This window comes from Methylobacterium gregans, from assembly GCF_022179245.1.
Classification (GTDB): domain Bacteria; phylum Pseudomonadota; class Alphaproteobacteria; order Rhizobiales; family Beijerinckiaceae; genus Methylobacterium; species Methylobacterium gregans.
This window is the reverse complement of record NZ_BPQM01000042.1, coordinates 1-19,957: the sequence shown is the minus strand read 5'-3', so window position 1 is coordinate 19,957 and position 19,957 is coordinate 1. Positions and strand designations below refer to the sequence as shown.

Annotated in this window: 21 protein-coding genes and 1 pseudogene; 7 read left to right on the top strand and 15 right to left on the bottom strand. The window is 72.6% G+C overall.

The genetic code is table 11. From position 1 onward, the window contains the following. Window positions 1-183: 183 nt before the first annotated feature. From MFF54_RS10100 to MFF54_RS10080, 5 genes are all read right to left on the bottom strand, one after another. Complete coding sequence (locus MFF54_RS10100; protein WP_238302480.1) at window positions 184-3,000, bottom strand: DUF4159 domain-containing protein; 2,817 nt, start codon at window positions 2,998-3,000, stop codon at window positions 184-186. A 10-nt stretch (window positions 3,001-3,010) separates the two neighbouring features. Next, window positions 3,011-3,919, bottom strand: coding sequence for a DUF58 domain-containing protein (locus MFF54_RS10095; protein WP_238302479.1), 909 nt, complete (start codon window positions 3,917-3,919; stop codon window positions 3,011-3,013). Between the two features lie 2 nt (window positions 3,920-3,921). Further along, window positions 3,922-4,923 carry an AAA family ATPase gene (locus tag MFF54_RS10090; RefSeq protein WP_238302478.1) on the bottom strand — a complete coding sequence of 334 codons (1,002 nt, stop codon included), beginning with the start codon at window positions 4,921-4,923 and terminating at the stop codon, window positions 3,922-3,924. Window positions 4,924-5,048: 125 nt separating this feature from the next. Next, window positions 5,049-5,375 (bottom strand): membrane protein insertion efficiency factor YidD, encoded by a 327-nt coding sequence (yidD, locus tag MFF54_RS10085; protein ID WP_238302477.1) that lies wholly within the window; start codon window positions 5,373-5,375, stop codon window positions 5,049-5,051. A 10-nt stretch (window positions 5,376-5,385) separates the two neighbouring features. Continuing rightward, window positions 5,386-5,829, bottom strand: a complete 444-nt coding sequence (locus tag MFF54_RS10080; protein ID WP_238302476.1) for an iron-sulfur cluster assembly scaffold protein — start codon at window positions 5,827-5,829, stop codon at window positions 5,386-5,388. A gap of 306 nt (window positions 5,830-6,135) precedes the next feature. On the opposite strand from MFF54_RS10080, the gene folE reads away from it, so the two are divergent. The 3 genes from folE to MFF54_RS10065 are packed head-to-tail and all read left to right on the top strand — an operon-like array spanning window position 6,136 to window position 8,370. Continuing rightward, window positions 6,136-6,888, top strand: a complete 753-nt coding sequence (gene folE / locus MFF54_RS10075) for a GTP cyclohydrolase I FolE (protein WP_488803251.1) — start codon at window positions 6,136-6,138, stop codon at window positions 6,886-6,888. A gap of 55 nt (window positions 6,889-6,943) precedes the next feature. Further along, window positions 6,944-7,366, top strand: a complete 423-nt coding sequence (gene hisI, locus MFF54_RS10070) for a phosphoribosyl-AMP cyclohydrolase (RefSeq protein WP_238302474.1) — start codon at window positions 6,944-6,946, stop codon at window positions 7,364-7,366. Continuing rightward, the gene (locus MFF54_RS10065) at window positions 7,363-8,370 is read left to right on the top strand and encodes a patatin-like phospholipase family protein (protein ID WP_370880133.1); all 1,008 of its coding nucleotides are present in this window, start codon (window positions 7,363-7,365) and stop codon (window positions 8,368-8,370) included. The genes hisI and MFF54_RS10065 overlap by 4 nt, the downstream gene beginning before the upstream one ends. Before the next feature lie 128 nt (window positions 8,371-8,498). Here MFF54_RS10065 and MFF54_RS10060 read toward each other — a convergent pair whose 3' ends face one another. Then, window positions 8,499-8,930: a CBS domain-containing protein gene (locus MFF54_RS10060; protein ID WP_238302473.1), complete on the bottom strand. Its 432-nt coding sequence runs from the start codon at window positions 8,928-8,930 to the stop codon at window positions 8,499-8,501. Window positions 8,931-9,103: 173 nt separating this feature from the next. Beyond that, window positions 9,104-9,925 (bottom strand): rhomboid family intramembrane serine protease, encoded by an 822-nt coding sequence (locus tag MFF54_RS10055; protein WP_238302472.1) that lies wholly within the window; start codon window positions 9,923-9,925, stop codon window positions 9,104-9,106. A gap of 249 nt (window positions 9,926-10,174) precedes the next feature. Between MFF54_RS10055 and MFF54_RS10050 the strand changes: the two genes are divergently transcribed. The 3 genes from MFF54_RS10050 (at window position 10,175) to MFF54_RS10040 (ending at window position 12,599) form a co-directional block, all read left to right on the top strand. Then, window positions 10,175-10,786: a PAS domain-containing protein gene (locus MFF54_RS10050; protein WP_238302471.1), complete on the top strand. Its 612-nt coding sequence runs from the start codon at window positions 10,175-10,177 to the stop codon at window positions 10,784-10,786. Window positions 10,787-10,907: 121 nt separating this feature from the next. Further along, window positions 10,908-11,552, top strand: a complete 645-nt coding sequence (locus tag MFF54_RS10045) for a PilZ domain-containing protein (protein WP_283206271.1) — start codon at window positions 10,908-10,910, stop codon at window positions 11,550-11,552. Between the two features lie 417 nt (window positions 11,553-11,969). Beyond that, a complete protein-coding gene (locus MFF54_RS10040) occupies window positions 11,970-12,599 on the top strand; it encodes a transglutaminase-like cysteine peptidase (protein WP_238302470.1) in 630 nt (209 codons plus the stop codon). A gap of 6 nt (window positions 12,600-12,605) precedes the next feature. Here MFF54_RS10040 and MFF54_RS10035 read toward each other — a convergent pair whose 3' ends face one another. Continuing rightward, window positions 12,606-12,875 carry a hypothetical protein gene (locus tag MFF54_RS10035; RefSeq protein WP_238302469.1) on the bottom strand — a complete coding sequence of 90 codons (270 nt, stop codon included), beginning with the start codon at window positions 12,873-12,875 and terminating at the stop codon, window positions 12,606-12,608. Between the two features lie 314 nt (window positions 12,876-13,189). On the opposite strand from MFF54_RS10035, the gene MFF54_RS10030 reads away from it, so the two are divergent. Then, window positions 13,190-13,891, top strand: a complete 702-nt coding sequence (locus MFF54_RS10030; RefSeq protein ID WP_370880134.1) for a transglutaminase-like cysteine peptidase — start codon at window positions 13,190-13,192, stop codon at window positions 13,889-13,891. A 156-nt stretch (window positions 13,892-14,047) separates the two neighbouring features. Here the strand turns inward: MFF54_RS10030 and MFF54_RS10025 are convergent, their stop codons facing one another. The 7 genes and pseudogenes from MFF54_RS10025 to MFF54_RS09995 all read right to left on the bottom strand — a co-directional run bounded on the left by MFF54_RS10025 (window position 14,048) and on the right by MFF54_RS09995 (window position 19,598). Further along, entirely contained in the window at window positions 14,048-14,377 is a 330-nt protein-coding gene (locus tag MFF54_RS10025) for a DUF6949 family protein (RefSeq protein WP_238302468.1), read from the bottom strand. A 100-nt stretch (window positions 14,378-14,477) separates the two neighbouring features. Next, entirely contained in the window at window positions 14,478-14,687 is a 210-nt protein-coding gene (locus MFF54_RS10020; protein WP_238302467.1) for a DUF3126 family protein, read from the bottom strand. 89 nt (window positions 14,688-14,776) lie between these two features. Then, the gene (gene cysE / locus MFF54_RS10015) at window positions 14,777-15,640 is read right to left on the bottom strand and encodes a serine O-acetyltransferase (RefSeq protein WP_238302466.1); all 864 of its coding nucleotides are present in this window, start codon (window positions 15,638-15,640) and stop codon (window positions 14,777-14,779) included. A 313-nt stretch (window positions 15,641-15,953) separates the two neighbouring features. Further along, a pseudogene (locus tag MFF54_RS10010) lies at window positions 15,954-16,850 on the bottom strand (helix-turn-helix transcriptional regulator); the annotation flags it as partial. A 360-nt stretch (window positions 16,851-17,210) separates the two neighbouring features. Continuing rightward, complete coding sequence (locus tag MFF54_RS10005; RefSeq protein WP_238302464.1) at window positions 17,211-18,119, bottom strand: lytic transglycosylase domain-containing protein; 909 nt, start codon at window positions 18,117-18,119, stop codon at window positions 17,211-17,213. Between the two features lie 175 nt (window positions 18,120-18,294). Then, the gene (locus tag MFF54_RS10000; protein ID WP_238302463.1) at window positions 18,295-19,101 is read right to left on the bottom strand and encodes a Cof-type HAD-IIB family hydrolase; all 807 of its coding nucleotides are present in this window, start codon (window positions 19,099-19,101) and stop codon (window positions 18,295-18,297) included. Beyond that, on the bottom strand, window positions 19,101-19,598 hold the full coding sequence (locus MFF54_RS09995; protein WP_238302497.1) for a gluconokinase: 498 nt from the start codon (window positions 19,596-19,598) through the stop codon (window positions 19,101-19,103). Before MFF54_RS09995 ends, MFF54_RS10000 begins: the two co-directional genes overlap by 1 nt. Window positions 19,599-19,957: the final 359 nt, after the last annotated feature.

The window sequence follows — 19,957 nt, the reverse complement described above, 5'->3', positions numbered from 1 at the left end:
AGGGTGGGCCGGCCGTCGGGCCGGGTCGGGAGAGGGGACCCACGTGAGCGGAAGTGGCGGAGCAGACGTGAAGGGTAACGCCCTCATCTGCAACGGCGCTCCCCTCTCCCCCCCTGCTTCGCAGGGTACCCTCCCCCGCAGAGGGGGGAGGGAGAGCGGCGGCGTGGGGGCCAACGAGAACCATCACTGCCCCAACCGCTCCAACAGCGCCGGCACGTGGACCTGATCCGCCTTGTAGTTGCCGGTGAGCGTGTACATCACGATGTTCACGCCCCCGCGGAAGGCCATCTCGCGCTGGCGCTGGTCGCCGCCGACCACCGGGTAGAGCGGCTCGCCACGCCGGCCCACCGCCCAGGCGGCGGCCAGATCGTTGCCCGTGATGATGATCGGGCTCACCCCGTCGCCCGCCCGTGCCGGGCGGCGCTCGGTGCCCTCGCCGGCCGGGGGGAGCGCCTCGACCCAGGTCTGGCCGCTGGCGTAGCGGCCCGGGAAGGTGTCGACGAGGTAGAAGGCCTTGGTCAGCACGTGATCGGCCGGCACCGGCTCCAGCTCCGGCACCTCCAACGTCGCCAGCATCTTGCGCAAGTAGGCGCCCTCCGGTGTCGGCGCGGCGCCGGGGCGAGAGGTCAGGCCGTCGCGGGTGTCGAACAGCACCGTGCCGCCGTTGCGCATGAAGGCATCGATGCGCCGGATCGCCTGCTCGCCCGGCTGCGGGCGGTTGGCGGCGATCGGCCAGTAGATCAGCGGGTAGAAGGCGAGCTCGTCCTTGGCCGGGTCGATGCCCGCGGGCTCGCCGGGCTCCAGGGCGGTGCGGCTCGCCAGCATCTGGGTCAGGCCCGTGAGGCCGGCTCGGCTCGCCTCGTCCACCGCCGCGTCCCCGGTGATCACGTAGGCGAGCCGGGTGAGGAGGGCCGATTCGATGCCGTTCGGCCGGTTGGCGGCGGGCTCCTCGGCGCGGGCCGGGACCGGGGCCAGCAGCGGCGCCAGCAGCAGGCCGACGGCGACGAGGGCCGCCGGGCGCCCGCGCAGGCGCCCGAGGCCGCCGCGGGCGAGAAAGCCGCCGAGCCACAGGCCCGCCAGGGTGTCGAGCGCGAGGAGCATCAGCGCGAAGGTGAAGAGCGCGGGCCGCAAATCAAGGGTCTCGGCCCCGGCGAGCGTGCCGGTGCGGGCCCCCGTGAGCTTGGAGAGATCCAGCGGTGCCAGCGCGTCGCCGGGGCGGAGCGCGTTGACCGCGATGCCGCCGTCCGCCGGCCCGTAGAAGCCCGGCGGGTGCTCCGGCGTGGCGCGGTCGCCGTAATCGGCCGCGACCGCCTTGGCGGAGGCCGGCGGCGAGCCGAGCGCCCCGAAGCCGTCGAGCGCGAGGCGCGGTGCCAGGATCGCGGCGGGCGGGCGCGGCCCGCCGTCCGTCGGCGGGGCCGCGGAGCCGGCGAGCGCCACCACGCGGCGCAGCATGTCGATGAAGAGGCCGGAGAGCGGCAGATTCGACCACGTCGTGTCGGCCGTGACGTGGAACAAAACCACCCGCCCCTGCCCCCGCGTCTCGGCGGTGACGATCGGCGTGCCGTCCTGCAGCGAGGCCCAGGTGCGGGCCGGCAGGTCCCCGTCGGGCTCTGCCAGGATCTGGCGGCGAACCCCGATATCGGCGGGCGCGGAGAGGCCCGCGAAGGGGCTCTCGGGCGCGAAGGGGGCGAGCGTCTTGGGGTTGTCCCAGGAGAGCGTGCCGCCGAGGTTGCGCCCGCCCCGGCGCAGGCGCACCGGCACCAGCGGATCGTTGCCGGCGGCGAGCCGCGGCCCGGCGAAGCGCAGCAGCAGGCCGCCCTCGGAGACGAATTTTTCCACCCGCGCCGTGGTGCGCTCGTCCATGGCGCCGACATCGGCCAGCACCAGAACCGAGACTTGGTTGTCGAGGAGCTGGTTGATCGACTCGGCCGTGCCCTTGGCGCCGCGCGCCTCCTGCACGTCGGCGAAGGGCTGGAGGGCGCGGGACAGGTAGTAGGTCGGGGCGAGCAGCGGCTGGGCCTGGTCGCTGGTGCCGCCGAAGACGAGGCCGACCCGGCGGCGCTTGCCGCGCTCGTCCATCAGCACCACGGCGCCGGCCGAGCGCTCGCCCGACACCTCCAGGCGGCTGATATTGTTGCGCAGCTCCACCGGGATCTCCAGCGGTACCTCGGCGGCCAGCGCGCCGTTCGGAAACGCGAAATCGTGCTCGGCGAGCGGCAGGCCGCGCGGGTCGAGGGCCCGGACCGTGCCGGCCTCGCGCCCGTTCGGGGCGGCGCGCAGCACTTTGGCCGTCAGCTTGGACCCGCTCTCGGCGGCGGTCAGCGCCAGGGCAGGCGGCGCGTCGGCCCGCAGCAGGGTGACGACGGTGCCGCCGGCCTCGGCCAGCTTGGCGAGCGCGCCCGTGAAGGCGTCCGCCTCCGGGCCGGCGACCCCGTCGCTGATCCAGACGAGGCCGGCGCCGGGGTTCTTCTCCAGGAAGGCGCCGAGCACGGGCAGCAGCGTCGCGCGGTCGGCGAAATGCGGCCGGGGCGCCAGCGCGCGCAGGCGCTCAAGCGCGGCGGCCGGCGTGCGGGCCTCGATCGCGGCCGCGGCCTCGGCGCTGCCGAGCACGGCCACGGGCCGCCCGTCGCGGGCCGCGCCCTCGATCGTGTCCTGCGCGACCGCGAGGCGCGCGCGCCAGTCGTGGGCGGCACTGGCGCCGTTGTCGAGGAGGACGAGGAGCGCGCTGCGTCCGCCCCCGGCACCGATCCCCTGCGGGTTCCAGACCGGTCCCGAGACCGCCAGGATCAGGGCGGCGGCGGCGGCGAGCCGCAGGATCAGCAGCCAGGGCGGCGTGCGGGCGGGCGTCTGCCGCCGGGCCATCAGATCGGCCACCAGCTTCAGCGGCGGGAAGGCGATGCGGCGCGGGCGCGGCGGCGTCACCCGGAGCAGGAACCACAGGGCCGGCAGGCCGACGAGCGCGGCCAGCGCCAGCGGCGCGGCGAAGGTCAGACCGAGCACGACGCCCTCCTCAAGCCCCGCTGGCCGCGACCAGCGTCATCAGGCGGAGCGCCGCCTCGCTCGCCGGCCGGTCGGTGCGGTGGAGCGTGAAGGTCCAGCCCTGGCCGCGGGCGATCTCGGAGAGCGCCGCCCGGTGCGCGGCGATCCGCTCGCGATAGGCCGCGCCCCAGGTGGCCGCCTCGCCGATATCGAGGGCGAGGCCGGATTCGAGATCGTGCAGCACCGCTTGGCCCGCGAACGGGAAGGTCTCCTCTACGGGATCGACGACCACGACGAGGTGGCCGCGGCTGCCGCGGCCGGCGATCTCCCGCACGGCGGCGGCGACGCGCTCGGGCGGAGTGAGGAAGTCGCTGACGAGGATCGCCTCATCGAAGCGGCCGGGCTCGGCGCGGGGCGGCAGATCCTGATTCAGGCCGGCCTCGTCGGCGACCAGCGCCTGCGCCAGGCGCTCCACGATGTTGCGGGCGGCAGTGGCGCGGGTCAGACCGAGCAGGCCCACCCGCTCGCCGCCCTCCACGAAGGCGTCGGCCAGCGCCAGTCCCAGTACCAGGGCGCGCTCGATCTTCGGCACCGTGGCGAGGTCTGAGGCGAAGCCCATCGAGGCCGAGCGGTCGATCCAGAGCCAGATGTTGTGGGCGGCCTCCCACTCGCGCTCGCGCACGTAGAGCCGGTCGTCCCGAGCCGAGCGGCGCCAGTCGATGCGGGCGGCCGCCTCGCCGGTGACGAAGGGCCGGAACTGCCAGAAGCTCTCGCCGGGCCCGGCGCGGCGGCGCCCGTGCAGGCCGTGGGCGAGGAGGCTCGACACCCGCCGCGCCTCCAGGATCAGCCGCGGCATCCGCGAAGCCAGAGCCGCGGCGCTCTCGCTCTCGCGCCGGCCGGGGTTGCGCGCTTCGGCGCTGAGGGCGCGCGTCGCGACCAAGCTCAGAGCCGCTCCGCGAGCTTGGCGATGAGCCCCTCGACGGTCTCGCCGTCGGCCCGCGCCGCGTAGCCGAGCGCCATGCGGTGCTTCAGCACCGGCTCGGCCAGCGCCTTCACGTCGGCGACCGAGGGGGCGACCCGGCCCTCGATGAGCGCGCGGGCCCGCACCGCCAGGGTCAGCGCCTGGCTGGCACGGGGGCCGGGGCCCCACATCAGCTTGCCCTTCACCAGGGCGTCGCCGCTGTCGGGCCGGGCCGCGCGCACGAGGTCGAGGATCGCCTCGACCACCGCCTCGCCCACCGGCAGGCGGCGCACGAGGCGTTGGGCGGTCAGCAGCTGGTCGGTGCTCATCACCGCCCTGGCGCGCGTCTCCTCGACGCCCGTGGTCTCGATCAGGATGCGGCGCTCGGCGGCGCGATCGGGGTAGCCGACGTCGATCTCGAGGAGGAAACGGTCGAGCTGAGCCTCGGGCAGCGGGTAGGTGCCCTCCTGCTCGATCGGGTTCTGCGTCGCCAGCACGTGGAAGGGGCGCGGCAGGTCGTGGCGCTCGCCGGCGACCGAGACGAAGTGCTCCTGCATCGCCTGGAGCAGGGCCGACTGGGTGCGCGGGCTCGCCCGGTTGATCTCGTCGGCCATCAGCAACTGCGTGAAGACCGGGCCCTTCACGAAGCGGAAGGAGCGGCGGCGCTCGGCATCCTCGTCGAGGATCTCGGTGCCCAGGATGTCCGAGGGCATCAGGTCGGGGGTGAACTGCACGCGCCGCGCGTCGAGGCCCAGCACCGTGCCCAGCGTTTCCACCAGCTTGGTCTTGGCGAGGCCGGGGAGACCGACGAGGAGGCCGTGGCCGCCGGCCAGGATCGTCACCAGGGCGAGGTCCACGACCGATTCCTGGCCGAAGATCACCCCGTGGATGGCCTCGCGGGCCTCGCTCACGGCGGCGAGACAGCCCTCGGCGGTGGCGACGATGCCCTCGTCGAGGGCGGTGGCGGCTGAGCCTGATGTCATGCGCGCGGGCGTTCCTTCATCCGGGCGCGGAGTGTGGCGCGCTTTCCGCCGGGCTGGCAAGGTCGGCATCGCCGCACGGCATTCCCACGGCGCTCTCCCTCTCCCGCAGAGGGGGAGAGGCTGGGCTATCCGCCGCCCTCCTCCACCGCCTCGCAGAGCGGCGGCGGAGTCAGCGTGCCGCGCCAGCGGCCGTACGCCCAGGGGCGGTACCAGCGCGCGCCCACCGGCAGCGCCTCAGGCACGAGGTCGATGCCGTGGGTGCCGAAGGGGCCGCAGCGGCAGATCCGGGCCAAGCCCATCCAGCCGCCCGGCCAGAGGCCGTGCCGGCCGATCGCCTCGTCCGTGTAGGCGGAGCAGCTCGGCCAGTGTCGGCACTGGCGCCCGACGAGGCCCGACAGGGTGAGCTGGTAGCCCCGGATCGCGACATGCGCCGCCTGTCGGGTCAGGCTCACGCGAGGCCCCTCAGGCGGCCTGCCGCTTGGCCGCGATCTGGTCGAGAGCGTCCACCACGGCGTCGAAGGTCAGCAGCGTCGAGGCGTGGCGGGCCTTGAAGTCGCGCACCGGTTCCAGCACCGCGAAATCCGCCCAGGGCCCATCCGGCGGGGCCGCGCCCTGCTTCAGCATGGCCCGCACCGCCTCGCGCAGGCCCCGCAGCTCCGCCGCGGAGGCGCCGACCACGTGGCGCGCCATCAGCGAGGAGGAGGCCTGCCCCAGCGCGCAGGCCCGCACCTCGTGGGCGAAATCGGCGACGCGGTCCTCGGCGTCCAGCGCCAGATCGATCGTCACGGTCGAGCCGCAGAGCTTGGAATGCGCTGTGGCGCTGGCGTCCGGCCGGTCGAGACGCCCGAGCCGGGGGATGTCGGCGGCGAGTTCGAGGATGCGCCGGTTGTAGATGTCGTCGAGCATCGAAGCGTCGCTCTCTGTCGCTCTCTCGCAGGAACCCGTCGCGATCGGGATCAGCCCCGCACGCCGCGCATCGGATGGTCCGTTGCGCGACGGCGCCGAAACGACGATATAGGCGGGAACACGCCGCTTCGCGAGGAGGCGGCCGTCGACCAGGGTCGCGCCCACGGCCAGGGGCGCTCGATCGCAGCGGGCACCGTCCGGACTCCGACCCCGGACCGGAGACGAAGCCCGGGACGCCCTGTCGCGATGTACGCAAAGCCCGACAGCACGACCATGAAGTCCCGTGTGGCGCGGGCGGGAGATGCCATGGATGCCGCTCTCAAATCCCTGTCCTACCGCTCGGTCGAGGCCGAGGAGGGCCGGGTTCTGCCAATGATGCGCAACGATAACGCGCCCCGCGCCGAGTCGCAGGCTTCTGAGATCTCGCCCGAGATCGCCCCGGAGCCCGCGTCCGCCACCCGCGTGCCCGAGGGCATCGCGCTCGGTCGCCCGAGCCGCGAGGAGGCCGAGGCCGCCGTGCGCACCCTGCTGCGCTGGGCTGGCGACGACCCGACCCGCGAGGGACTGCTCGACACGCCCGCCCGCGTGGTGAAGGCCTACGGCCAGCTCTTCGGCGGCTACAACACCGATGCCGAGGAGCTGCTGGAGCGGGTCTTCGAGGAGGTCGAGGGCTACTCGGACATCGTGCTGGTGCGCGACATCCCGTTCTACTCGCACTGCGAGCACCACATGGTGCCCTTCATGGGCCTCGCCCACATCGCCTACTACCCGACCAAGGGCGTGGTCGGCCTCTCGAAGCTCGCCCGGGTGGTCGATACCTTCGCCCGCCGCCTGCAGACGCAGGAAACCATGACGGCCCAGATCGCCGACGTGATCGAGAGCATCCTCAAGCCCCGCGGCGTCGCCGTGCTGGTCGAGGCCGAACATCTCTGCATGGCCATGCGCGGCGTGCAGAAGGCCGGCGTCTCAACCATCACCAGCCAGTTCCGCGGCGTCTTCAAGGACGACCCGAACGAGCAGGTCCGCTTCCTCACCCTGGTGCGCGGCGGCAAGGGCTGACGTCATGCACCCTCCCCCGCTCAGGGGGAGGCGGAACACGCGGTGACCGATCCCGATGACGACCCCCCCGTCCTTCGATGCCCCCGGCAGCCGTCACGCGGTCGAGGAAGGCTCCGCCTTCACGCCCCGCTTCGACGCCAACGGGCTGATCAGCTGCATCGCGGTCGACGCCCATGACGGGCGCGTGCTGATGCTGGCGCACATGAACGCCGAGGCGCTGGCGCGGACGCTGGAGACCGGCGAGGCCTGGTACTGGTCGCGCTCCCGCGGCGAGCTCTGGCACAAGGGCGCGACCTCCGGGCAGATCCAGCGCGTCGTCGAGATGCGCACCGATTGCGACCAGGACGCCGTGCTGATCACCGTGGAGGTCGGCGGCGACGGCGGCTGCTGCCACACCGGCCGGCGCGCCTGCTTCTACCGCAGCGTCTCGCTCGACCGCTCGGCCGGCCGCGCGGTGCTGCGTCCGACCGACCCTTGAGCCTGCGCGCGGGCACCCGCGCGGCGCCGGATCCGGGCTTCGGGCCGGACGCCGTCGAGCCGCGCCGCGCCCCCGCGGCGGGGCCCCGGCTCGGCCTCGCGCTGGGCGGCGGCTCGGCCCGGGGCTGGGCGCATATCGGCGTGATCCGGGCGCTGGAGCAGGCCGGCATCCATCCGGGCGTGGTGGCGGGCTGCTCGATCGGCGCGGTGGTCGGCGCCTGCTACGCCGCCGGCAAGCTCGACGCGCTGGAGGACTTCGCCCGCGCGCTCACCAAGCGCCGGGTCGTCGGCCTGCTCGACCTGCGCCTGTCGGGCGCCAGCCTGATCGGCGGCGACCGGCTGCGCAAACGGCTCGTGGCGGACCTCGAGACGCGCCGCATCGAGGACCTGCCCGTGCGCTTCGCGGCGGTGGCGACCGAGCTCGGCGCCGGCCACGAGGTCTGGCTGAGCCGGGGGCCCCTGATCGAGGCGGTGCAGGCCTCCTACGCGCTGCCGGGCATCTTCCCGCCGGTCCATATCGACGGGCGCCTGCTGATGGACGGCACGCTGGTCAACCCGGTGCCGGTGGCGCTCGCCCGGGCGATGGGGGCGGACCTCGTGGTCTGCGTCAATCTCGGCTGCGAATCCGGCACCCGCGGTCGCGTGATCGAGCCCGAGGCCCCGGACCCGGTCGAGTGGGCGGTGGCGGGCGCCGTCGAGGCGCGCCGCCGCTGGAGCCTGTTCGGGGCGGTGCGCCGCCGGCGCCGCCGGCCGCGCGATCCCGTGCCGGCCGCGCCCGGCATCGCCCGGGTGATGTTCGACGCCTTCAACATCACCCAGGACCGGATCTCGCGCGCCCGCCTGGAGCGCGACCCGCCCGATCTCAGCATCGGCCCGGAACTGTCCGGGATGGGCCTGTTCGAGTTCCACCGGGCGGCCGAGGGCATCGCGCTCGGCGAGGCAGCCGCCCGCGCCGCCCTGCCCCGCCTACGAGCCCTGATGGCCGGCGCGAGCGCCAGAGCTTAGGTCCCGGATCCCGAAGATCTTCGGCCTTCGGCAGGTCCAGGGCGGAGCCCTGGTGATGTGGCGAAGCCACCTGGGGGGCCCTGCCCCGAACCCCGCCGAAGGGTCTTGTCTCCTCGGGAGCCCGGGACTCAGGCCGTGGTGATGTAGTCGCGCAGGGCCTGGTGCTCGGCCTCGACGGTGGCGATGCGCCGCTTCACCACGTCGCCGATCGAGACCATGCCGACGAGGTGTCCGTCCTCGCAGACCGGCACGTGGCGGAAGCGGCCCGCGGTCATGGTCTGCATCACCTCCTCGACGGTGGTGCTGCGGCCGCAGGTGGTCACCTTGCGGGTCATGTGCGCGGAGACCGGCTCGTCGAGCGCCGCGGCGCCGAGCTTGGCCAGCACCCGCATGATGTCGCGCTCCGAGAGGATGCCGGCCACCCGGCCGTCCGCCTCCGTCACCACGAGCGCGCCGATGCTCTTCTCGGCGAGCAGGTGGATCGCGGCGTCCAGCGTGTGGGCCGGGCCGATCGTGACGACGGAATTGCCCTTCTCGATGAGAATGCGTGCGACGGTCATGTCCCCTCCCTGCCTGGAGAAGCACGCCGCAGCCCCGCGGCGCGCTGGTTGCGGCTCGGCCGGGTTCGTCCCGGCGCTCATGCCGATCGCGGCAAGTGTGTGGCGAATGCGGCCGGATGGCAAGCGCTGCACGCTGCCCGGCTCTGCAATGTTCGCATGGGCGGGCGCCAACCTCAGCGCGGTGACCGGCTCAGCGGGTCCACGAAGGGGAACAGGAAGAAGCCCACCGCGAAGCCGCCGAGATGCGCGTCCCAGGCGATCGTGGTGCCCTCTGCGCCGAACGGCAGGGCGATGATGCCGAACAGCAGGTTGGTGACGAGCCAGATGATCAGGAACGTCACCGCCGTGCGGTTGCGCAGCAATTCGGGCAGGGTCTCGGGCGGGCGCCGCGGCGGCAGCTGCCAGGGCTGGCTGCCGTAGCCCGCGGCGGGCGGCTGGAACACGAAGCGCGCGGCGGCCGCCATCAGCGCCGAGACGCCTGCCGAGGCGCCCACCAGCGGCGCGGTGCTCAACGGGTCGATCGCCACATGGAGCGCCGCCCCTGCCACGGTGCCGGCGAGCCCGATCAGCCCGTAGCGCCACGCCCCGCAGCGGCGCGCCACCGGCGAGCCGAAGGCCGCGAGCCAGACGCTGTTGAAGATCACGTGCAGCCAAGAGCCGTGCAGCAGCGCGTAGCTGGCGAAGGTCCAGAGCTTCGGCTCCGGGTCGTTCGCGAAGACGCGGATGTAGGTCTCGACGGCCTCCGCGTAGCCGGGTACCTCGACCTTCGCGGCGGCGTCGATCACGGCCTGGGCCCGGTCCGGATCGATCCAGAGCGTCCAGCGCACCGGCAGCAGGGCCAGCGCATCGAAGAGCCGGATGTCCCAATCGTCCGGAAGCAGGAGGGTGCGGGCCGCGTGGATCGCCATCATCAGCGCGATCGAGGCGGTGACCACGCCCGGCAGGTTGAACACGGGCACGCGGCTCTGGCGTGGGAAATCGGGGGAGGCGTCCATCGCCCCACCATGTCGGCTCGGGCGACCGTGGGGCAAGTCCTCCCCCGGAAGCGGCGCGGCGGCTCTGGGACGCAGCGCACGATTGGCGGGGGACAATTAACCCTAAGGACAGGTTACGCGCGCCTCGGGCAGCGCGACGGCATAGGGTGTGCGCAGCGATTCCTTAAGCTTTCACGATCGTTCGGAAACCCGCTCTCGGGTGTGCCGAACCGGGACAGCCCCGTGAGGTCAGGGACGGATCCGGGACACATGAAGCATCCGACCAGTCGCGCACTGCACACCTACTGGAATCGGCTCCGTGGGGAACGCTGCGCGCCCGAGCGCTCGGAGATCGAGCCCGGCGAGATCCGGCACCTGCTCGCCGACAGCCTGATCCTGGAGATCGACCTGCCGATGCGCCAGGCCCCTCTCCGGCTCGCCGGCACGCGGGTCTGCGCGCTGTTCGGCCGGGAGCTGCGCGGGCTCCCCTTCGGCAGCCTCTGGCAGCCGGACCCCGCGCTCGCCGGACCGGTCCACGCCGAATCGTGGCGGATCCTCGAGATCGTGGCCGGCGAGGGCGTCGGCGCGGTGATGGGCCTGCGCGGGCACACCGCGGCCGGCGAGGGCCTGGATCTCGAACTCCTGCTGCTGCCGCTGCGCCACCGGGGGCGCACGCACGCGCGCATGCTCGGCACTCTCAGCCCCCTCACCGTGCCGCACTGGATCGGCCTGCGGCCCCTGACCCGGCTGGAGACCGTGTCGCTCCGGATCCTCGGGAGCGGGGCCCGCCCGCTGCCCGACGCGGTTCCCCCGGCCCCCGCCAACGACGCCGCACCCGTGCGCCGCGGGCACCTGCTCGTCCATCGCGGCGGACGCGCCTGAGGCCGCGCGGCACGACCTCAGGTTTTCACGCAACCGGAAAAGGCTTTCGTAACGGGCGGCGCGTAACGTCCCGGTCCAACGTCAGTCCACCATTTGGATCCGGATGCAAGCGAGTCTCGTCATGCCTGCGGGCCCCGGCGGCATCGTGCCCGAGACGGGCCGTGCGCCGACGCCGCGGCACGCCGTGCGCGCCTCCGACCAGCGCCGGTTCCAGCGCGTGCAGGTGGCCCTGCTCGGCCGCTACATGCTGAGCGACCGGCGGGAATATCCCTGCCAGACCGTCGATATGTCGCCGGGCGGCGTGCGCCTGACCTGCGCGGTGGTCGGCAGCGTCGGCGAGCGGGTCGTGCTCTATCTGGAGCAGGTCGGCCGCATCGAGGGCACTATCGCCCGCCATACGGCCGGCGGTTTCGCGATCGAGCTCGGCGGCACGGCGCGCAAGCGCGACAAGATCGCCTCGCAGCTCACTTGGCTCGCCAACCGCGAGATGCTCGGCCTTCCCGAGGGCCGCACCCACGAGCGCATCGTGCCGAAGATGCCGGGCATCGTGCTGCGCCTCGAGACGGGTCGCGAGGTCCATGCCCGCATCATCGATTTCTCGATGTCGGGCGCTGCCATCGCGTGCGCGGCCCAGCCCGCGATCGGTGCGGTCGTCACCGTCGGCAAGACGCCGGGCCGGGTCGTGCGCTATTTCGAGGGCGGCCTCGGCGTGCAGTTCCTGCTGCCGATCGACCCCGACCGCTTCCACGACGGCATGACGCTCTGAGGCGGGATGCGGAGGCGGACGGGCCTCCGCACTCGGGGCGCGAGGCGCCCGGCTTGCCTGCTCGCCCTCAAGGGCAGCGATAGCCCGCGGCTTCCTCACGCCGTATCGTCTCACCTGTCCGACACCGTCTCCTGTCGCCTTCCCTCGCATCGCGGGGAGAGAGGCATCGCGCGCCGAAGCGGCATCCGGAGGCCGCATCGCCGTCCGGATCGACGGCGCCCCTCTCCTCCACTCGCGAACAGGATTTCCCATTCCTGAACGCGATGCCCGCAAGTCGCGGCATCGGCGTGAGGCCCAGTTGTGCCTGCGCCGAGGCCGGGCGCAGGGGGCGGCGAATCGATAAAATTGCGCGCATCGGTTTCAGCGCGGAACAGGGGCCGAGGCGGCATCGTGACCACACGAACGAGGGTGGTTGCGATGCGCGGCGGATCGGTTCTGAAAGTGGTCGGTGTCGCGGTCGGCCTGTGCGTCGGTCTGCTCGGCGGGGCGGCCCAGGCCGTCGAGGCTACCCTGCCCGTGATCGAGGCGGGAGCGACCCCGCTCGGCGCGGCCAAGCCGATCGCGGCGTGGGTGACGTTCTGCCAGGGTTACGCGGCGGAGTGCGCGGTGGACCGGGCCGAGCCGGCGCGGATCAGCCTGACGCCGGCTCTGTGGTCGACGATCATCGCGGTCAACAAGCGCGTGAACAAGAGCGTGCAGGCGATGACCGACCAGGACCATCTCGGCACGCCCGACCGCTGGGACCTCGCCGAGGACGGCATCGGCGATTGCGAGGACTTCCAGCTCCTCAAGCGCCACCTGCTGGCCGCCGCCGGCCTGCCCAAGCGGGCCATGCGCATGACGGTGGTGATCGACGAGAAGGGCGAGGGCCACGCCGTGCTCACCCTGATCACCGACCGCGGCGACCTCGTGCTCGACAACAAGACCAGCCAGATCCTGCCCTGGCACCGCACCGGCTACGTCTTCGTCAAGCGCGAGAGCCAGGAGGCTACCGCCTGGGTCTCCCTCGGCGGCCTCACCTCGCCGGCAATGACCGCCAACCGCTGATTCGGTTCAGGCCGCCTCGGCCACGATGAGCGGCCGCTTCACGGCCTTCAGACGGGTGACGTAGGCCTCGATCCGGCCGACGAAGGCGGCCAGATGCGGCGCCACGCCCCGCAGGCTCGCGAGATCCCGCAGCAGGATATCGAGGGCAAGGGCCCGGTCGCCCTCGGTCGGGCAGGACGCCGCGAAGGTATCGATGGCGTACTCGGCGATCCCCTGAGCACCGTCCCGCCCATCCTCGGCGAGCGCGCGGATCACGTGCTGGATGGCGGGCTGCATCTCGGGTCCTGTTCGTTGGGCCACTCTGGCCGGGTTCTTGCGACAATGGGGGCGACCGGGACGAATCACCCGGACACGGAGCATCGTCTCAAGCCGGCAAACCGGGGCGGAATCAAGCTCTCCCGCGCAGCCGCGGCTCTCTCATGCTCCTGCTGCATGGCGGACACGTCACCGCATCGACCTGCCCGCAACAGTATTTTTCTTTGGAACCCTGTTGCGGCGCGCGCGTTAATTTCTCCTTCATTTTCAGGTTGAGCGTCGCGTGGCGGCATGCAACCTTCATCGCAACGACGAGGGGCGATGGGGCGGCGGACATGACGCACGCGGTTGTCCGAGATGTGGCTGAGGTGGCGCTGACGGTGTCGGCTCCGCGCTGGCGCGTGATCGCCGGGCGGCTCGGACGGGCTTGCAGCTTCGGCCTCGTCGGTACGATCCTGATGCTCGGGGGCGCCTCCACGCAGGCCGGCACCAAGCCCGCCCTGCCGGAGGGCGGTCCCGCCGTCGAGACCGGCGGCGAGGTGCGGCCCGTCGCGGCCTGGACGACGATGTGCGCACGGACGCCCGAGGAATGCGCCGTCGACACGCGGGAGCCCGCCGCGATCCCTCTCAACACGGCCGTGTGGCGCACGCTGACCAGCGTGAACCGCCGGGTCAACGCGCGCATCAAGCCGATCACAGACCAGGCCCACTGGGGCGTGGTCGATCGCTGGGAGTATCCGGATGACGGCTTCGGCGATTGCGAGGACTACCAGCTCCTGAAGCGCAGGATGCTGGTGGAGCGCGGGCTGCCCAAGCGCGCGCTGCGCATGACGGTGGTGATCGACGAGATCGGCGAGGGCCACGCGGTACTGATGGTGCGCACCGACCGCGGGGACTTCATCCTCGACAACAAGACCAACGCGGTCCTGTCCTGGCGCCGCACCGGCTACGCCTACATCAAGCGCGAGGGCCAGGACAGCGATCGCTGGGTCTCCCTCAACGGCGGCGCCTCTCCGGCGGTGACGGCGAACCGCTGAAGTCCTGGATCCCGAAGGTCGAGACCTTTGGCGGATGCAGGGCAGGGTCCTGGATTTGGCCTCTCCGGCCCGGCAGAGCCGGGCCGGAGAGGCCAACCCGGGGCGCCGCCCCGGGACCCCGCCCAAGGGCCTGTGGCCCTTTGGGATCCCAGGCTTTCAGACGCCCGCGATCAGGCCGGCGAGCCGCAGCGCGAGGCTGCCCGAGAGCAAGCTCCAGCCGCAGGCGATCATGGTGGCGAGCATCACGAAGGGGATCGGGCGGCCCTCGATCCGGCGTCCGCGCACAGTGTTGCGCAGGATGATGAAGGGCGCGCTGAAGGCCAGCATCGGCAGCGCGGCGGCGGCGGCCACGCCGCCCCGCCCAAGCAGGCTGAAGCTCGCCCGACGGGCGGTGAACAGCTCGTAGGCGCTGGCGAGCAGGCCGGAGAGCGCGAGGCCGACGCAGAGCGTGCGGATCGATTCGAGGGCGGCGGGCGAGACGACCATGCGCGCGGACTCCTGTACGAGATCGCGCGCACTCTAACCCGCTCGTTTACGAAACGTTAAGCGTTTGTCCGGGACAGGGTTAACCCGTCAACAGGCGCGCCTACTCCTCGAGGTCGATATCGAGGATTGGCATGCGGAAGACGAAGGAGTCGTCGCCGTCCTCCTTGTCGTCGGCGATCACGCCGATCGACTCCTCGCCGATATACACCTCCGCCGAGTCGGCGGCCTTCATGGCGACGATGCGGATGTTGTTGTTCGCGAACTTCCGGCGCAGGTAGTCCTGCAGCTTCGCGATCTCGGGCTTGGTCACGCTATCTCGTCTCCTGTCGCTGACGCGGCGCGGGCTTGCCACGCCGGGAGGCAGGCGGCAAGCGCGGTGTCGCCGCTGGCGCGGGGCGCTCAGATGCCCTCGGCCATGTGGATGAACTGGTCCATGCTGACGAGCTGGTCCATGGCCCGCGCCGGCTCGGCGCAGCCGGCGGTGCCGACGACGCGGGCCGGCACGCCGACGACCGTCGTGTTCGGCGGCACCGGGCGCAGCACCACGGAGCCGGCGGCGACCCGCGCGCAGGCGCCAACCTCGATGTTGCCGAGGATCTTGGCGCCCGCGCCGATCATCACGCCGCGGCGGATCTTCGGGTGGCGGTCGGCGCCCTGCTTGCCGGTGCCGCCGAGCGTGACCGCATGCAGGATCGAGACGTCGTCCTCGATCACCGCGGTCGAGCCCACCACGACGCCGGTGGCGTGGTCGAGGAAGATGCCCCGCCCGATCCGCGCCGCCGGGTGGATGTCGCACTGGAACACCTCGGACGAGCGGCTCTGCATGTAGAGGGCGAGGTCGCGCCGGCCGGCGGTCCAGTAATGGTGCGCGAGGCGGTGCGCCTGGATGGCGTGGAAGCCCTTGAAGTAGAGCACCGGCTCGATCGCCCGGAACGTCGCCGGGTCCCGGTCCATCACCGCCACGATGTCGGCCCGGAAGGCCTCGCCCATGCGCGGATCCTCGCGCAGCGCCTCGAAGAAGCCGTGCGCGATGAGCTCGGCCGGCAGCGCCGGGTGCCCGAGCCGATGGGCGACCCGGTGGGCGACGGCGCCCTCCAGGGTCTCGTGGTTCAGGATGTTGGCCACCATGAAGGAGGCGAGTTGCGGCTCCTCGCGCAGCACGGCCTCGGCCTCGGCGCGCAGGCGGGACCAGACCGGATCGCAGACCGCGAGCGTCTCGTCGTGGCCCTGGGCGACCGGACTGACGGCGGGGCTTGCGCTCATGCTTCTCTCCTCGAACATGGTCTCCCAGGGCGCGACGGCCCTCCCCCGAGGGCCTTGCGCCGTCCCGTTACTGCGCCCCGCAGCGCGCCGGGGAAGGATCCTATCTGATAACCGTTGGCGACGAAGTGCCGATCCTGCAGCATCAGGGTTGCGCAGGCCCGGGCCGCTCTCAAGGTCCGCTGGGGGCCTCACGCCTCGTACGCGGCTGAGCGTGGGGCTGCGTCCCCGATCGATCAAGCCCCCCGGCGCGACGCGCCATGACGAAGCGGCCCGGCAGAAACGCGCCGGGGCCCCGATGCGGGCGAGGCTGCGCTCAGGCGCTCGCGACGCGCGCGCCGAGCCCGAAACGGGTCTCGATCGCGGCGGTGAGACGCTCGACCATGGTGTCGAGCGGGATATCGGAGGTGTCGACCGTCGCCTGACAGCGGGCGTAGAGCGGCTCGCGGCTCATCAGCACCGCGCGCAACTCCTGCATCGCTGTGGCGTGGTCGCCCGTCATGGCGAGATGGCCCTGGTCGCGCACCCGCTGCATGTGCTCCTCGGGTTTGGCCCGCAGCCAGATGCTGTAGAAGTTCTGCAGCAGCAGGTCGTAGGTCAGCGGCTCGGCGACGATGCCGCCGCTGGTGGCCAGGATCATCGGGCCGGGATGCTCGGTGAGGCGGCGCAGCGCCGCCTGCTCCAGGCGGCGGTATCCCTCCTGCCCGTAGATCGCGAAGATCTCGCGCACCGAGAGCGCGTTCTCGCGCTCGATCTCGGCGTTGAGCTCGATGAAGGTCCAGCCGATGCGCTCGGCGGTAAGGCGCCCGAGGGTCGATTTACCGGCACCCCGCAGGCCGACCAGGGCGACCCGCTGGCGCATGGCGCCTCCGCCCTGCGCGTTGCCCGAGAGCACCGCCTTCGCGGCCGCGATCTGCGCGGGCGTTGCCCGGGTCACGAGGTCTCGCACGACCGGCCAGTCGGGGATCGCGTCGTTGCCGGTAATGAGGTCGTCGAGGCGCACGCCCATGGCGTTGGCCACCCGGCGCAGCAGAATGATCGAGACGTTGCCCTGCCCGCCCTCGAGCTGCGCGATGTAACGCTCGGACAGGCCCGAACTCTGCGACAGGGTCTTGCGCGACAGGCCACGCACCGTCCGCGCATGGCGGACCCGGCGACCGAGATCGGCGAGAAAGAGAGATTCCTGTTCCACCACGCCGTTCATGGCGTCCGTCCGCCTTCCTTCATAGGCAGGGCGGCTGACCCGAAGGGGCCGTCCTGCTCCGGTGCGGTGGCACGCCTGTCCTGCCGTCCGCGTCCGATCCGTCTCGATGCCCAGGCGACGCCCTTCGGGCACGGGTCCGCCGAAACCTCGCGGCTTCGCGCGTCCGTGAGAGCCGATGCCTCCCGCCCGGATCGGGCGCTCCCCCCGCCGCCTGCTGCGCCGGTTCAGGGCCGCTCGCGCTGCGGTGCAGCGAAGCCCGCCATCTATCTGTTGTGCTGAGCCGCGGGGGTCAAGCCACGCCGGACCGGTTGGGTGCGGATAGTCGGGGCGACGCGGTACAGCCCCGAATCAGGCCTGCGTTCCTGTCCGCTAGGGCATCGTCGGTTGCGGTACTGGTAGGGCGGAGGCCTCTTGGATGGGTTGGGTACCGGCCTTTCGGGCGAGCGCCGTGGGCCGGGGCGCCGGAGCCGCTGCGGCGGCGAGGGTCTGCAGGCTGGGCCGGCGCGGCGGCAGCGGCACCTCGACGCTGTCGATTTGGGCCGGATCCGCGGCGGCCGTCTTCTGCGTTTGGCCGGCGGGGGCCTGAGGCGTGGAGATCCGGGTGGTCGAAGGCTGCGGGGCGACCTCCACCGCGGCGAGGTCTGCCGCGGCCAGCTGGACCGTGCCTAGGGAGTCGCCGAGGCCCACCGGTCGCCGCGGCGGCAGCGGCACCTCGACGCTCTCGACTTGGATGGACGGGGTCGCCGCCAGGGTTGGCGCGTAGGCCAGCGCCGTGCCGGCCGCGGCGAGGTTCGGGTCGGCGGCGGGCGGGGCGCCAGTGAAGAGGCTCGCCACGGCGCTGGCCGAGGCCGCCACCGGCGCCATGACGCTGGCCACCTCCGTGGCGACGCCCTGGCGCTTGGCCGCGTAATAGTAGCCCCGGTTGTAGTAGGTGTAGGCCTGCGCAAGGTTGCCCTTGGCGGTCTTGTAGGCACCCGCCAGGTAGGCGACGCCGTAGCGCAGGTTGACCTCGGGATCGTAGAGGCCGGCGGCGTCTCCCTGGTAGCCCAGGCCCTTGGCGGTCGCGTGCTTGATCTGCATCAGCCCGAGCGCGCTGCCGCCCTTCGCCTTCGGATTGTAGTTGCTCTCCCGCTTGACCACTGCGTGGACGAAGCTCGCGGGCACGCCGTTCGCCTTGGCCTGCTGCTCGATCAGCGCGTCGATGTTGTCGCGCGCGCCTTGAGCGAAGGCCGTGGCCGGCGCCGCCGCAAGGGCGGTCGCGAGGAGGAGGCGATGCATTCGAGACCCGGTGCTTGTTCTGGCCAAGCTCTGGTCGGGGCGAAATGAGGCCGGAAAGCGGCCCGGCCGCGTCAGCCTGTGGGCGGCGGCCCTGCCTGCCCGGGCCTGTGCCTCGTGCGACACAGCACGCGCCGAGGAATGGGCCTCCCGAAGGACGGTGTCTGTTGCGGTTTGGTTACACGGGTCCCAGGATCAGGCGCTCGACCGCGGCGGCGAACCCGTCCGCCTCATTCGATTCGGTCGTCGCGGAGGCGACAGCCTTCACCGCGGCCGCCGCGTTGCCCATCGCGACCGAGAATCCGCTCCGCTCGAACATGGCCCGGTCGTTGGCGGCATCTCCGAAGGTCGCGATCCGCTCGGGCGCGATGCCGAGATGCTGGCTCATCCAGGCGACGAAGGCGCCCTTGTCCTGGCCGGGCGGCGTCACGTCGAGGTAGTAGGGCTGCGAGCGGTGTACGCTCGCCCCGGACCCTAGCGCCTGCGCCAGCGCGTCCTCGCAGGCGGCGAGGCGGGCCCGGTCGCGGCTCACGCCGACGATCTTCTGGGCGCGGCCGAGCAGGGATGCGAGATCGTCCCGCACCTGCGGCTCCGCCCGCAGGGTGCGGCGCTCGAGGTCCGTGTAGGGACCGTTCGGGTCGCGCAGCCACCACGCGCCCGCGGCGAAGACCCAGACGTCGATGCCCGCCGCCTCCAGGCGCCGCGCCGCCTCCCGCGCGGCGTCTTCCGGAACCGCGTGCTCCTCGATCACGGCGAGGTCCGGCCCGACCACGCAGGCGCCGTTGAAGGCACCGAGCGGCAGGGCGAGGCCGAGTTCGCCGACGAGGCCGCGCAGGCCGACCGGCGGGCGGGACGAGGCCAGGGTGAAGCCGATGCCTGCGGCCTCGAGCCGGCGCACGGCCGCGATCGTGGCCGGGGTCAGCCGCTTGTCGTCCGTGACCAGGGTCCCGTCCACGTCCGAGATCACGAGAGCAATATCGCGCATCACGTTGCCCTCCCCGTCTCCGCTCCGAGTGCCGCGACGACCCGCTCCGCGATGCGCTCCGGTTCGTCGCGGATGCCGACGACGATCGGCCGCTCGTCCGGCCCCGGCGGCTCGAGAGTGGCGAACTGGCTGTCGAGCAGGGCCGGCGGCATGAAGTGCCCGGCCCGTCCGGCGAGGCGCCGCTCGATCAGCGCACGATCGCCGTCGAGATAGACGAAGCGCACCTCGGGACGCCCCCGGGACAGGCCGTCGCGGTAGCGGCGGCGCAGGGCAGAGCAGACGATGACGCCGGACTCCCCCGCCGCCAGCCGCTCGCCGATCCAGTCCGCGATGCGGGCGAGCCAGGGCGCCCGGTCGGCGTCCGTGAGAGGCTGGCCGGCATGCATCTTGGCGATGTGCTCCGGGCTGTGGAAGGCGTCGCCGTCCACGAAGGTCCAGCCGAGGCGTCGCGCGACGGCCTCGGCGACGGTGCTCTTGCCGGAGCCCGAGACGCCCATCACCACGAGGATGTGCGGGCGTGCCCGCGCTGCGGCATCGTCTGAAAGGGTCACGGATCGTCCTCCCGTCAAGCATGAATAGGTCGGACGCCGCCGGAGGAAAGCCGGTTCAGGACGCGCGGCCGCCGTCTTTGTCCGTGCCGACGTCTGGGGCGGGAGGCGGGCCCGGGCTGTGGGCAACGGGGATGGAGCCCGCTCCTGCGGGGTCTTCGCCCCGGTGTGGCCGACCCGCTACGGACGAGGACACGGGATTGGGCTAGGCAGCGGACTCGGCGAAACCGTCAGGCGACCCTGAATGCGCGCTTCACCCCTTGTCCTGTGCGCCGCCCTCGCGGTGTCGGGCTGCTCGGTCCTGCCTG

Excerpts from the sequence above, each read along its gene's own strand:
- MFF54_RS10090 (WP_238302478.1), bottom strand. The coding sequence starts at position 4,923 with ATGACATCAGGCTCAGCCGCCACCGCCCTCGACGAGGGCATCGTCGCC.
- MFF54_RS10080 (WP_238302476.1), bottom strand. The coding sequence starts at position 5,829 with ATGCTCGACGACATCTACAACCGGCGCATCCTCGAACTCGCCGCCGAC.
- folE (WP_488803251.1), top strand. The coding sequence starts at position 6,136 with ATGGATGCCGCTCTCAAATCCCTGTCCTACCGCTCGGTCGAGGCCGAG.
- hisI (WP_238302474.1), top strand. The coding sequence starts at position 6,944 with ATGACGACCCCCCCGTCCTTCGATGCCCCCGGCAGCCGTCACGCGGTC.
- MFF54_RS10060 (WP_238302473.1), bottom strand. The coding sequence starts at position 8,930 with ATGACCGTCGCACGCATTCTCATCGAGAAGGGCAATTCCGTCGTCACG.
- MFF54_RS10055 (WP_238302472.1), bottom strand. The coding sequence starts at position 9,925 with ATGGACGCCTCCCCCGATTTCCCACGCCAGAGCCGCGTGCCCGTGTTC.
- MFF54_RS10050 (WP_238302471.1), top strand. The coding sequence starts at position 10,175 with ATGAAGCATCCGACCAGTCGCGCACTGCACACCTACTGGAATCGGCTC.
- MFF54_RS10045 (WP_283206271.1), top strand. The coding sequence starts at position 10,908 with ATGCCTGCGGGCCCCGGCGGCATCGTGCCCGAGACGGGCCGTGCGCCG.
- MFF54_RS10040 (WP_238302470.1), top strand. The coding sequence starts at position 11,970 with ATGCGCGGCGGATCGGTTCTGAAAGTGGTCGGTGTCGCGGTCGGCCTG.
- MFF54_RS10035 (WP_238302469.1), bottom strand. The coding sequence starts at position 12,875 with ATGCAGCCCGCCATCCAGCACGTGATCCGCGCGCTCGCCGAGGATGGG.
- MFF54_RS10030 (WP_370880134.1), top strand. The coding sequence starts at position 13,190 with ATGACGCACGCGGTTGTCCGAGATGTGGCTGAGGTGGCGCTGACGGTG.
- MFF54_RS10025 (WP_238302468.1), bottom strand. The coding sequence starts at position 14,377 with ATGGTCGTCTCGCCCGCCGCCCTCGAATCGATCCGCACGCTCTGCGTC.
- cysE (WP_238302466.1), bottom strand. The coding sequence starts at position 15,640 with ATGAGCGCAAGCCCCGCCGTCAGTCCGGTCGCCCAGGGCCACGACGAG.
- MFF54_RS10005 (WP_238302464.1), bottom strand. The coding sequence starts at position 18,119 with ATGCATCGCCTCCTCCTCGCGACCGCCCTTGCGGCGGCGCCGGCCACG.
- MFF54_RS10000 (WP_238302463.1), bottom strand. The coding sequence starts at position 19,101 with ATGCGCGATATTGCTCTCGTGATCTCGGACGTGGACGGGACCCTGGTC.
- MFF54_RS09995 (WP_238302497.1), bottom strand. The coding sequence starts at position 19,598 with ATGGGCGTCTCGGGCTCCGGCAAGAGCACCGTCGCCGAGGCCGTCGCG.